Annotated in this window: 12 protein-coding genes; 7 read left to right on the top strand and 5 right to left on the bottom strand. The window is 56.3% G+C overall.

Annotated elements, in window-relative coordinates; genetic code table 11:
- Positions 1–15: 15 nt before the first annotated feature.
- Positions 16–369: a DsrE/DsrF/TusD sulfur relay family protein gene (locus WFM45_RS01040; protein WP_004940282.1), complete on the bottom strand. Its 354-nt coding sequence runs from the start codon at positions 367–369 to the stop codon at positions 16–18.
- An 11-nt stretch (positions 370–380) separates the two neighbouring features.
- On the bottom strand, positions 381–1,064 hold the full coding sequence (gene acrR / locus WFM45_RS01035) for a multidrug efflux transporter transcriptional repressor AcrR (RefSeq protein ID WP_048322347.1): 684 nt from the start codon (positions 1,062–1,064) through the stop codon (positions 381–383).
- A 142-nt stretch (positions 1,065–1,206) separates the two neighbouring features.
- On the opposite strand from acrR, the gene sdeX reads away from it, so the two are divergent.
- From sdeX to ykgO, 4 genes are all read left to right on the top strand, one after another.
- Complete coding sequence (sdeX, locus tag WFM45_RS01030; RefSeq protein ID WP_004940290.1) at positions 1,207–2,394, top strand: multidrug efflux RND transporter periplasmic adaptor subunit SdeX; 1,188 nt, start codon at positions 1,207–1,209, stop codon at positions 2,392–2,394.
- Positions 2,395–2,411: 17 nt separating this feature from the next.
- The gene (gene sdeY / locus WFM45_RS01025; RefSeq protein WP_033633987.1) at positions 2,412–5,558 is read left to right on the top strand and encodes a multidrug efflux RND transporter permease subunit SdeY; all 3,147 of its coding nucleotides are present in this window, start codon (positions 2,412–2,414) and stop codon (positions 5,556–5,558) included.
- Between the two features lie 185 nt (positions 5,559–5,743).
- Positions 5,744–5,998, top strand: coding sequence for a type B 50S ribosomal protein L31 (locus WFM45_RS01020; protein WP_004940303.1), 255 nt, complete (start codon positions 5,744–5,746; stop codon positions 5,996–5,998).
- A gap of 12 nt (positions 5,999–6,010) precedes the next feature.
- A complete protein-coding gene (gene ykgO, locus WFM45_RS01015; RefSeq protein ID WP_004940304.1) occupies positions 6,011–6,151 on the top strand; it encodes a type B 50S ribosomal protein L36 in 141 nt (46 codons plus the stop codon).
- Between the two features lie 107 nt (positions 6,152–6,258).
- Here ykgO and WFM45_RS01010 read toward each other — a convergent pair whose 3' ends face one another.
- From WFM45_RS01010 to WFM45_RS01000, 3 genes are read right to left on the bottom strand one after another with little or no spacing between them, the layout of a single operon-like run.
- Complete coding sequence (locus tag WFM45_RS01010; protein WP_021504668.1) at positions 6,259–7,137, bottom strand: metal ABC transporter substrate-binding protein; 879 nt, start codon at positions 7,135–7,137, stop codon at positions 6,259–6,261.
- Positions 7,138–7,161: 24 nt separating this feature from the next.
- Positions 7,162–8,019 carry a metal ABC transporter permease gene (locus tag WFM45_RS01005; protein ID WP_033633988.1) on the bottom strand — a complete coding sequence of 286 codons (858 nt, stop codon included), beginning with the start codon at positions 8,017–8,019 and terminating at the stop codon, positions 7,162–7,164.
- Positions 8,016–8,729 (bottom strand): metal ABC transporter ATP-binding protein, encoded by a 714-nt coding sequence (locus WFM45_RS01000; protein ID WP_033634146.1) that lies wholly within the window; start codon positions 8,727–8,729, stop codon positions 8,016–8,018. The genes WFM45_RS01005 and WFM45_RS01000 overlap by 4 nt, the downstream gene beginning before the upstream one ends.
- A gap of 404 nt (positions 8,730–9,133) precedes the next feature.
- On the opposite strand from WFM45_RS01000, the gene WFM45_RS00995 reads away from it, so the two are divergent.
- The 3 genes from WFM45_RS00995 (at position 9,134) to WFM45_RS00985 (ending at position 10,267) form a co-directional block, all read left to right on the top strand.
- Entirely contained in the window at positions 9,134–9,487 is a 354-nt protein-coding gene (locus WFM45_RS00995) for a hypothetical protein (protein ID WP_336954126.1), read from the top strand.
- 158 nt (positions 9,488–9,645) lie between these two features.
- Positions 9,646–10,014 (top strand): Hha toxicity modulator TomB, encoded by a 369-nt coding sequence (tomB, locus tag WFM45_RS00990; protein ID WP_004940312.1) that lies wholly within the window; start codon positions 9,646–9,648, stop codon positions 10,012–10,014.
- 49 nt (positions 10,015–10,063) lie between these two features.
- Positions 10,064–10,267, top strand: a complete 204-nt coding sequence (locus WFM45_RS00985) for an HHA domain-containing protein (RefSeq protein WP_004940313.1) — start codon at positions 10,064–10,066, stop codon at positions 10,265–10,267.
- The last annotated feature ends 268 nt before the right edge of the window (positions 10,268–10,535 follow it).

The following is a 10,535-nucleotide window of genomic DNA, read 5'->3' as shown; positions in this document are numbered from 1 at the left end:
CCCATTGTCGCGAAATCAGAAAGTCAGCACTTTCTCCGCAGCCAGCGTCCACTGCGCCAGCTCGACCAAGGTGCCGATCGCCACGCCGTCCGCCAGCGGCAAACGGCTGACGCCGCGCGCGTCGGCGCAGGTCTTGCACAGCTTGACCGGCACCTGCTGCGCGGTGAGGATTTCCAGCATCTGCTGCAGGTGGTACCCCTCGTGCGGCTGCTGCCCGGCCAGCCCGGCCACCACCGCATCGGACATCAGAAACAGCCGCAGATCGAGACTGCTCTGCTGCTCTTTCATGGCGATGGCCAACCGCAGCGCATTGAACAAGGATTCGTGGCCATAGGCGGCGCCGTTGGCGATGAGAACGACTGATGACATGAAATCTCTCCTTATAAAGGCAGGGAGCCGGCGTTGGACGGTGCTGCCGTCGGCATATCGGATCTGAGGCGCAAGGTGGGGCAAAACTGCAGCATCTCCAAAAACGCATCCACCAGCGCTTCGGCTTCAGCCCGCAGATCGAAACTTTCCGGCATAAACAGCCAGTTTTCCAGCAGGCCGGTGATATAACCGCGCAGGATGATCGCCGCGCGACGAGTGTGCAGATCGGCCGGCAATTGCCCGTGGTGAATGCAGTTGTACAGCACCGCTTCGATGCGTTCGTAACCGGCGAGGTACAGCACCTTGCGCGAATCCAGCAGCGGCATCATTTCACCGACAAACTCGCATTTGTGGAATATAATTTCCATCAACGCCCGCCTGCGGCCGTCTTCAACCGTAGACGTCAGAATGTAAATCAGAATTTCCCGGATAACCCGCAGTGGATTATCGGGAAACTTTGCCTGATACTCTGTTTCGAGCTGGTCAATTTTCGGCTCGGTAGATTCCCAAACTTCATTAAACAGGTCTACCTTATTCTTGAAGTGCCAGTAAATGGCTCCACGCGTAACCCCAGCAGCGGTGGCAATATCTGTCAGTGACGTTGCAGCAACGCCACGTTCAGAGAACTCTCTCACCGCAGCATCGAGGATTTGCTGTCGGGTTTCTTGCGCCTGCTGTTTGGTTTTTCGTGCCATGGCATTGTTATTTAGGGGGAGTGTGATTTACATACATTCGCGAATGTATGTACCATAGCACGCACATATAATTAACGCAGCAATGGGTTTTAAAGCTTGTGATCCATTGATCATTTTGAAATCGGACACTTGAGGTTTTTCTATGAACAAAAACAGAGGGTTAACGCCTCTGGCGGCCGTTCTGATGCTTTCAGGCAGCTTAGTGCTAACAGGATGTAACGATAAAGAAACCCAACAGCAAGGTGCCCAACAACAGGCACCTGAAGTGGGCGTAGTCACCTTGAAGGCCGAGCCTCTCAACATCACTACCGATCTTCCTGGCCGCACCGCTGCGTATCGTATCGCCGAAGTTCGTCCTCAGGTCAGTGGCATCATCCTGAAGCGCAACTTCGTCGAAGGCAGCGATATCAAGGCCGGGACGTCTCTGTACCAAATCGATCCCGCAACCTATCAAGCCAGCTACGACAGCGCGAAAGGCGATTTGGCCAAAGCACAGGCCAGCGCTTCCATCGCACGCGTGACGGTAAACCGCTACAAGCCATTGCTGGGTACCAGCTATATCAGTAAGCAGGACTACGACAACGCCGTCTCCACGCTGCAGCAAGCGGATGCCGCCGTGGTGGCCGCCAAGGCCGCCGTCGAAACCGCGCGCATTAATCTGGCGTACACCAAAGTGACCTCCCCGATCTCCGGCCGCATCGGCAAATCCGCCGTGACCGAAGGCGCGCTGGTCAGCAACGGCCAGGCGACCGCCCTGTCCACCGTGCAGCAGTTGGATCCGATGTATGTCGACGTCACCCAGTCGAGCACCGACTTCCTGCGCCTGAAGCAAGAACTGGCCAGCGGCGCGCTGAAGCAGGAAAACGGCAAGGCCAAGGTGAAACTGATGCTGGAAAACGGCACCGAATATGCGCAGGAAGGCACGCTGGAATTCTCTGACGTCACCGTCGATGAGACCACCGGCTCCATTACCATTCGCGCCCTGTTCCCTAACCCGAACGATACGCTGTTGCCTGGCATGTTCGTGCGCGCCCGTCTGGATGAAGGCGTGCGCAGCGATGCGCTGCTGGTGCCGCAGCAAGGCGTCACCCGCAATCCGCGTGGTGAAGCGACGGCGTTAGTGGTCGGTGCAGACGATAAAGTTGAGCTGCGCACGCTGAAGGCGGATCAGGCGATTGGCGACAAATGGCTGGTTACCGATGGCCTGAAAGCCGGCGATCGCGTGATCGTCTCCGGCCTGATGAAAGTGCATCCGGGCGCGCAGGTAAAGGTGCAGGAAGTTGACACTCAGGCGCAAAAACAGCCGCAGTCTGAAGCGCAGAAGTCATAAAAAGGAGCCTGTAATACATGGCTAAGTTCTTTATAGACCGCCCAATTTTCGCCTGGGTAATCGCCATCATCGTCATGTTGGCGGGGGTGCTTGCAATAATGAAACTGCCGATCGCGCAGTATCCCACTATTGCACCGCCGGCGGTGAGTATTTCCGCCACCTACCCGGGCGCAGATGCCAAAACGGTGCAGGATACCGTCACGCAGATTATCGAACAGAACATGAACGGTATCGATAACCTGATGTACATGTCCTCCACCAGTGATTCCTCTGGTAGCGTCACCATTACTCTGACGTTTGAATCCGGTACCGATCCTGACATCGCGCAGGTTCAGGTTCAGAACAAACTGTCGTTGGCCACCCCGTTGCTGCCGCAAGAAGTTCAGCAACAGGGCCTGAAAGTAGAAAAATCCAGCAGCAGCTTCCTGATGGTGGCCGGCTTCGTTTCCGACGATCCGAACATGACGCAGGACGATATTGCGGACTACGTGGCGTCCAACATCAAGGATCCGATCAGCCGTTCGTCCGGCGTGGGTGAGGTGCAGCTGTTCGGTGCCCAGTACGCGATGCGTATCTGGCTGGATCCGAACAAGCTGAACAACTACCAGCTGACGACCACGGACGTGACCTCCGCCATCACCGAGCAGAACAACCAGATCGCCGCTGGCCAGCTGGGCGGCCTGCCGCCGGTGCCGGGGCAGCAGTTGAACGCCTCGATCATCGCGCAGACCCGTCTGACTTCGCCGGAAGAGTTCGGCAAGATCCTGCTGAAGGTGAATACCGACGGTTCCCAGGTGCGCCTGCGCGACGTCGCTCACATCGAGCGCGGCGCGGAAAGCTATGCCGTTACCGCGCGTTATAACGGCAAGCCTGCCGCCGGCCTGGGTATCAAACTGGCAACCGGCGCCAACGCCTTGAACACCGCCAAAGGTGTGAAAGACGAGCTGGCCAAGATGGAGCCATTCTTCCCGCAAGGGATGAAAGTGGTTTATCCGTACGACACCACCCCGTTCGTTAAAATCTCCATCAACGAAGTGGTGAAAACGCTGATCGAAGCCATCATCCTGGTGTTCCTGGTGATGTATCTGTTCCTGCAGAACTTCCGCGCGACGCTGATCCCAACCATCGCGGTGCCGGTAGTACTGTTGGGGACCTTTGCGATACTCGCGGCGTTCGGCTTCTCGATAAACACCCTGACGATGTTCGGCATGGTGTTGGCGATCGGCCTGCTGGTGGATGACGCCATCGTGGTGGTGGAAAACGTCGAGCGCGTCATGTCCGAAGAGGGGCTGCCGCCGAAAGAAGCCACCCGTAAATCGATGGGCCAGATCCAGGGCGCGCTGGTGGGCATCGCCATGGTGCTGTCAGCGGTATTCGTGCCGATGGCGTTCTTTGGCGGCTCAACCGGCGCCATCTATCGCCAGTTCTCGATCACCATCGTGTCCGCGATGGCGCTGTCGGTGCTGGTGGCCTTGATCCTGACGCCGGCGCTGTGCGCCACCCTGCTCAAACCGATCCCGAAAGGCGATCACGGGGTTAAAACAGGCTTCTTCGGCTGGTTTAACCGCATGTTCGAGAAGAGCACGCATCACTATACCGACAGCGTGGGCAACATCCTGCGCAGCACCGGCCGCTATCTGATCATCTACCTGCTGATCGTGGTTGGCATGGGCCTGCTGTTCCTGCGCCTGCCTTCCTCGTTCCTGCCGGACGAAGATCAGGGCATCCTGTTGACCATGGTGCAGTTGCCTGCCGGCGCCACCGAGTCCCGCACCAACAAAGTGCTGGAAGAAGTCTCTGACTACTTCCTGAACAAGGAAAAGGACAACGTGGTTTCGGTGTTTACCGTCGCGGGCTTCGGCTTCAACGGTAACGGCCAGAACAACGGCTTGGCATTCGTCAGCCTGAAAGACTGGGGCGAGCGTCCGGGGGCCGGGAACAAGGTCGAAGCGATCGCCGGTCGCGCCATGGGCGCCTTCTCACAGATTAAAGAAGGCCTGGTGTTCCCGTTCAACCTGCCGGCGATTATCGAACTCGGTACCGCAACCGGCTTCGACTTCGAGCTGATTGACCAGGGCGGCCTGGGGCACGAAAAACTGACCGAAGCGCGTAACCAGCTGTTGGGCATGGTTGCTCAGCATCCGGATGTGCTGGTGGGCGTGCGCCCGAACGGCCTGGAAGATACCCCGCAGTTCAAACTGATCGTCGATCAGGAGAAAGCCAAGGCGTTGGGTGTCAGCATCACCACCATTAACAGCACGCTGAGCACCGCGCTGGGTGGCTCGTACGTCAACGACTTCATCGACCGCGGTCGTGTGAAGAAGGTGTACGTACAGGCCGAAGCGCCGTTCCGCATGCTGCCGGAAGACATCAACAAGTGGTACGTGCGCGGTACCAGCGGCCAGATGGTGCCATTCTCCGCCTTCTCCTCGGCGAAATGGGAATACGGCTCACCGCGTCTGGAACGCTATAACGGCTTGCCGTCGATGGAAATTCTGGGCCAGGCCGCACCGGGCAAGAGTACCGGTGAAGCGATGAACCTGATGGAACAGCTGGCGTCCAAACTGCCAAGCGGCATCGGTTACGACTGGACCGGCATGTCCTATCAGGAACGTCTGTCGGGCAACCAGGCGCCGGCGCTGTACGCTATCTCGATTCTGGTGGTGTTCCTGTGTCTGGCAGCGCTGTATGAAAGCTGGTCCGTGCCGTTCTCGGTCATGCTGGTATTGCCGCTGGGGGTTATCGGTGCGTTGTTGGCCGCGACAATGCGCGGCATGAACAACGACGTGTACTTCCAGGTAGGGCTGCTGACCACCATTGGTCTATCGGCGAAGAACGCCATCCTGATCGTGGAATTCGCCAAAGACCTGATGGAAAAAGAAGGCAAAGGCCTGATCGAGGCGACATTGGAAGCAGTGCGTATGCGTCTGCGTCCAATCCTGATGACGTCCCTGGCCTTCATCCTCGGGGTTCTGCCGCTGGTTATCAGCAGCGGTGCGGGCTCCGGCGCACAGAACGCGGTTGGTACCGGCGTTATGGGCGGGATGATCACCGCTACCGTCTTGGCGATCTTCTTCGTACCGGTGTTCTTCGTGGTGGTTCGCCGCCGCTTCAGCAAGAAGAACGAAGACCTGGAACACAGCCATCCGGTAGAGCACCACTGATCGCTCAGTGATGTGAGCTCCACCCGATAATCGAAAGGCCGCGCATGCGGCCTTTTTCTTTTGCTTCAGCAGGTTAATGCAAACCGTTCTCATTAATTCGCTCGTGAGTGCAATTTACGCTTGATCATGATGCCAGGTCGGCGCATAATTATTGTTATAGTATAACATTACATGAGAAGGCCATTATGAAACCCGGCATCCATCCCGATTATCGCACCGTGGTGTTCCACGACGTCAGCGCCAATGCCTACTTCAAAGTGGGATCGACCATCAAAACCGATCGCACTATCGAACTGGACGGCGAAAGCTGGCCGTATGTCACCCTCGACGTCTCTTCCGCTTCGCATCCGTATTACACCGGTAAGCAGAAAGACTATTCCAAAGAAGGCAGCACGGCGCGCTTCCAGCAGCGCTTTGGCCGCTTTATCGGCAATAAGTAACAAGGAAACCCCATGCAGGTATTGAGTTCATTGCGTTCGGCGAAAAATCGCCATCCGGATTGCAAAGTCGTGCGTCGTCGTGGCCGCATCTATGTGATCTGTAAAAGCAATCCGCGATTCAAAGCGGTACAGGGACGTAAGAAAAAGCGTTAACTCCCAAGTGTCATCTGTCGCAAAGCCCCGTTGCTGCTCAACGGGGCTTTTTTTATGGCGAGAAAGTGCCTGCAAGCTGCCCCCCACCCGCGGGCGGGGGGCAGAGATTACTTCATGCTGCTCAGCAACGTGTCGACATTGTGTTTGAACGCCTGCTCATAGGTGGCCGCCGGGCCGCCAGCGCGGGAGAGCGCTTCAGGGTACAGCTCGCCGCCCGCCTTGGCGCCGGTGGCGGCGGCAATCTGCTTCACCAGCCGCGGATCGGTCTGGTTTTCGATAAAGTAAGCGTTAACCTTCTCCTGTTTAATCTGCTTAATCAGGCTCGCCACGTCGCTGGCGCTGGCTTCCGCTTCGGTGGAAAATCCGACCGGGGCAAGGAAGGTGACGCCATACTCTTGTCCAAAGTAGCCAAAAGCATCATGGCTGGTCAGCACCTTACGTTTCTGCGGCGGCACTGCGGCGAACTGGGTTTTGGCCCACAGATCCAGCTTTTGCAGCTGCTGAATGTAGTCGGCGCCGCGCTGGCGAAAATAGTTGGCATCCTCAGGATCGGCGGCGATCAGGGCGTTCATCACGTTGGTGGCGTACTGCACGCCGTTTTTCATGCTGTTCCAGGCGTGAGGATCGGTAATCGGTTTGCCATCCTCTTCCATCTGGCGGGTGTTGATGCCCTGTGAAGCGGTGATCACCTGCCCTTTATAACCCGAAGCATTGACCAGGCGATCGATCCACCCTTCCAGCCCCAGGCCGCTGACGAATACCACATCAGCCTGAGCCAGCTTCTTGCCGTCCTGCGGTGAAGGCTCGAAACTGTGCGGATCGCCATCCGGCCCCACCAGCGTGCTGACCTTGACGTGATCGCCGCCCACCTGCTTGACGATATCTCCGAGAATGGAAAAGCTGGCGACGGCGTCGACAGTCTTCGCCATCGCCAATGGGCTGGCCAGCAGAGCAGCTACCGCCAGCGATATAGGTAAACGTTTCATATTTTCTCCTTGCAAATGGCACTCTCAACGGCGCGCAAAGGCGTAAATGCCTCCGCGCGTTCCAAACAGGATCGAGACAAAAAAGAGGATGCTGGCGCTGAGCACGATCGCCGGGCCGGCAGGCAGCGAAGCGTGATAGGACCACACCAGCCCAATCAGACTGGAAAGCGCGCCGATGCCCATCGCCGTCGCCAGCGTCTGCGGCAGATTGCGCGCCCAGAAGCGCGCGCTGGCGGCGGGCAACATCATTAACCCAACCGACATCAGGGTGCCGAGGATCTGGAATCCCGCCACCAGATTGACCACCACCAGCGACAAAAACAGGCCGTGGATCAGCGCCAACCGGCGCGGCGCGTTAACGCGCAGGAAAGTGACGTCGAAGGATTCGATAACCAGCGCGCGGTACAGCGCCGCCAGCGCCAGCAGCGAAACCGAGGCGATCGCACCGACCATCAGCATCGCCTGCGCATCCACCGCCAGGATCGAACCGAACAACACGTGCAGCAGATCCACGCTGGAACCGCGCAACGAGACCAGCGTGACCCCCAGCGCCAGTGAGCCCAGATAGAATCCGGCGAAGCTGGCGTCCTCTTTCAGCGGCGTGCGGCGGCTCACCAGGCCGGACAGCATCGCCACCGCCAGCCCGGCGATAAAGCCGCCTACGCCCATCGCCACCAGCGACATGCCGGAAATCAGATAACCGATCGCCGCGCCGGGCAACACCGCGTGGGACAACGCATCCCCAACCAAGCTCATGCGGCGCAGCAACAGAAACACGCCCAGCGGGGCTGCGCTGAGCGACAACGCCAGGCAGGCCATCAGCGCGCGGCGCATAAAACCGAAAGAGAGAAAAGGATCGATAAGCCCATGCAATAGCATCATGGCGTCACCGCCCGCAGATCCGGCAGCCGGTCGGCGGCGTGATACCTCGGCACCTGTTCCAGCACTTGCTCGGCCGCGCCCCAGTGGCAAGCCTGCGGCGTCAGCAACAGCGCCTGCGGAAAATGCTCGGCGACCATCGACATATCGTGCAGCACGGCGATCACCGTTTTCCCCTGCCGGTGCAGTTGCGCGATCGCCTGCAGCAGGATCTGCGTGGTGGCGCTGTCGATACCGGTGAAAGGTTCATCCAGCAAAATCAGCGGCGCCTGTTGGACCAGCAGGCGTGCAAACAACACCCGCTGCAGCTGGCCGCCGGAGAGCTCGCCCACCGGGCTGTGCGCCAGCGCACTCATGCCGACGCTCGCCAGCGCCTCATTAACCTGGCTCGCCGCATGCTTGTTCATACCGCCGAGCATGCCGCTTTGCGGCCAACAGCCCATCGCCACCAGATCGCTTACCGCGATCGGGAACTGCCGATCCAGCTCCGCCTGCTGCGGTAAGTAAGCTCTGCGCGGCGGCTTTCCGCCGCTGAAATTCAGGCTGCCGCCCATCGGCGGTAACAAACCGGCGAGCGCTTTCAGCAATGTCGATTTTCCGGCCCCATTGACGCCCACCACCGCGGTTAACGAACCGGCGGTAAACTGCCCGCTCAGCGGCGGGAAAAGCGGCGTGGCGCCATAGCCTAGCACCAGCTGACGCAGCATGATCATGGCAGCGATACCGCCCAAAAGATGCCGAGCCACAGCAGAGCCAGCAGCACAATGGCCCCCGCACAACGCGCGGCAGCGGAGGTGGTAAACAACGAATTCAGTGACGGCGCGGCGCCATGTCGTGAAGTGGGAATCAATGTGATGACCAAAATGACGGGTTAATAGTTACAATATAACATCACAACAACTGCCGTAGCTCAAGCTAGGGCGCGACAATAATGCAACGGAACGTAACAATCCCTAGCACAGCGGATCTCCCCCCGTCCTCCTTACAAAACCCAGGGATATTTCCATTCGGTTGGAATGTTGGCGTAAGGTAAAGAACAGCGGTAAATCGAAAAATTTACCGACGAGGGCGGAAAAGGAGTAAGATAAGCAGATAACATTGTTGTTGGCCGAGATTAATGCTTGTTACCCTTGCCTGTAACCTGGACGTCAACGCACTTTCTGTTAAAAAATTAAAGAAAGTGGTTCATGACAATATTGCGGAGTTAGTGCCGGCGCTGACCAGCGGACTCAGCTTTTATTCTGAAAGCGCACGCTATGCCGAAGATTCATTAGAAACACTTGATATAGTGCAGCAAGGTGACAGCGATTATTCAATGAGTTATCGTTATAAGTGGGGCATTTTTAATGCCTGCCTGGATATCAACAGCGAAGATATCATCAACGACAGCGTCCGGTTTCGAGTGACGGCGCGGGGTTTAATCTTCGACATCATTGATAACTCACGCCCATCAACTGCGGATGAATTGTAAGTTTAAGTAATAACTACAGGCCAAACGCGAAAAAATGATTTATATTCATTTTACGGGAAGTTTATTTAACCACCGTTAAGCTGCCTCCGTTCATGATGTAAATCAGCTTACTCACATAGTGTTATCACACCGCAATTAAGACTTACGGAGGGGATGATATGGATGAGTATTCGCCTAAGCGACACGACATTGCTCAGCTCAAATTCTTGTGCGAAAATTTGTATGATGAAGGTATCGCTACCCTGGGAGACAGTCATCATGGGTGGGTCAACGATCCGACGTCCTCCGTCAACCTGCAGCTTAATGAGTTGATCGAACATATCGCTTCGTTTGTGATGAGTTATAAAATTAAATACATGGACGAATCTGACCTGTCGGAGTTAGTCGAAGAATATCTCGACGATACCTATACGCTGTTCAGCAGCTATGGTATCAATGATTCCGACCTGCGCCGCTGGCAAAAAACCAAGGCGAGATTATTCAGAATGTTCTCAGGAGAGGACATCTGTACGACAATGAAAACTTAGGGGATAATTATTCCCAAGCTATTTTACGGTTATTAAACTAAAGGCCACCATGACTAAAACCGACTATCTGATGCGTTTACGTAAATGCACCACGATTGATACTCTCGAACGTGTTATTGAGAAAAATAAGTACGAGCTTTCCGATGATGAACTGGAGCTGTTTTACTCAGCGGCAGATCATCGTCTGGCAGAGCTCACCATGAACAAACTGTATGACAAAATCCCCACCTCCGTTTGGAAATATGTCAGATAATCAGCCCCCAACGCGTTGAGCCGATGCTTTTATCGGCTTCAATGTTCAAGTTGAATACGTACTTTTCCTATTGACAGTAAAACTTCACTTGCGTTCCCTCTTCCGATAATAATATTGCGCGGAAACAATTTTCTTTTTTAATCGAGACAGGTTATCTCATCGCCCGCCTCACTGTGCCCGCTCCCCAGAACCGCTAATTCATTATCCAAAAGAATTGAAGGCGGGAAGAAAAGAAATGCGTGTCGCTCTGCCTGATGACAGAAATGGA

It is taken from the genome of Serratia sp. KG1D, from assembly GCF_037150675.1.
In the GTDB taxonomy this organism is placed as follows: domain Bacteria; phylum Pseudomonadota; class Gammaproteobacteria; order Enterobacterales; family Enterobacteriaceae; genus Serratia; species Serratia nematodiphila.
This window is presented reverse-complemented; position numbering and strand designations above follow the sequence as displayed.